The organism is Lactobacillus sp., from assembly GCF_051893255.1.
Lineage (GTDB): Bacteria > Bacillota > Bacilli > Lactobacillales > Lactobacillaceae > Lactobacillus.
Window position 1 is genome coordinate 4,481 of the sequence record NZ_JBJFHB010000019.1, and the last position, 1,507, is coordinate 5,987.

The window sequence follows — 1,507 nt, forward strand, 5'->3', positions numbered from 1 at the left end:
TTGTATCAAGTGCCATTTTTCCTCCTCGCCCTAAGGGCTGTTTAATCTCACATCTTATCTTAGCCTAATCCACAAGCGCTTTCAGCATCCCTGGCTCATGTTACCGGTAACTGTTTTTAGAAAAAAATCTACTAGATCTAGTAGTCGGTTTAGCGGTTACACCACTAAATATACAGATTCCGGACCTTGTCACCACAGCTTCCCTATGTTATTCTAAGTTCATCGAATAATGTTGGCCCTATTCAAGAACATTGTTCGTGTATTGTCAAAAGTCCAAAGTATACACAAGGAGATTTTTCATGAAGACTAATCGCTACGTTGTTGCTTTGGCGGGGGTCATGCTGCACTTGATGATTGGATCAGTGTATGCTTGGAGCGTTTACGCTAAGCCAATCGCGGCTGCCACCCGCTGGAGCGAATCATCGATTTCATTTGCCTTTAGCTTGGCAATCTTTTTCCTGGGGATGTCAGCCGCCTTTATGGGACGACTGGTGGAAAAGTTCAGCCCGCGGGTGACCGGCACCATCGCCGCCATCTGCTACGGCTTAGGGACTGCCCTGACCGGGATCGCCATCCAAAGCGGCCACTTGTGGCTGCTCTACCTCGCTTACGGGGTGATCGGGGGGCTGGGCCTCGGCGCTGGCTACGTTACGCCAATTTCCACCATCATCAAGTGGTTCCCAGATAGAAGAGGCCTAGCTACTGGCCTGGCCATCATGGGTTTTGGCTTTGCGGCGCTGTTAACCAGCCCCATCGCCCAATTCCTGATGGCGCATGTCGGCTTGACCCGGACCTTCTACGTCTTGGGAGCTGGCTACTTTTTGATCATGCTGGTCTCGGCCCAATTTATCAAAAAGCCAACTGATGAAGACCTGGCAGGCTTTAAGGCTGCGCAAAAGAAGTCCATGTCCTTGACTGGACTCAACCTCACGGCTAACGAAGCCTTGAAGACCAAGACTTTTTACCTGTTATGGTTCATGTTCTTCATCAGCATCACCTGCGGGATTGCCCTGGTTTCAGCCGCTTCCCCAATGGCGCAGGAATTGACGGGGATGAGCGCAGCTGGCGCGGCCATGATGGTCGGCATCATCGGCCTCTTCAACGGCTTCGGGCGCCTCGTCTGGGCGACCTTGTCTGACTACATCGGGCGGCCACTCACCTACAGCCTGATCTTTGCGGTCGACATAGCCATGTTCATCATCTTGATCTTCACCCATGTTCCAATGATTTTTGCCATTGCCTTGTGCCTTTTGATGTCTTGCTACGGCGCCGGCTTCTCAGTGATTCCGGCCTACCTGGGGGACGTCTTTGGCACTAAGGAACTTGGCGCTATTCACGGAAGCATCCTGACTGCTTGGGCCGCAGCCGGCATGGTGGGACCAGTTCTGCTGTCTTTTACCCACCAGGTTTTAAAGAGCTACTACGTAACCTTGGCGGTCTTTATCGCCATTGCCGGGATTGCCCTGGCAGTTTCCTTCACGGTGCAAAAGTCTTGGACGACGATTGC

General features: G+C 52.2%; 1 protein-coding gene. It reads left to right on the plus strand.

What is annotated here, in order from left to right:
* Window positions 1-299 precede the first annotated feature (299 nt).
* A partial coding sequence (locus ACI4WN_RS01520) for an L-lactate MFS transporter (protein WP_439776672.1) occupies window positions 300-1,507 on the plus strand: 1,208 nt, incomplete at its 3' end.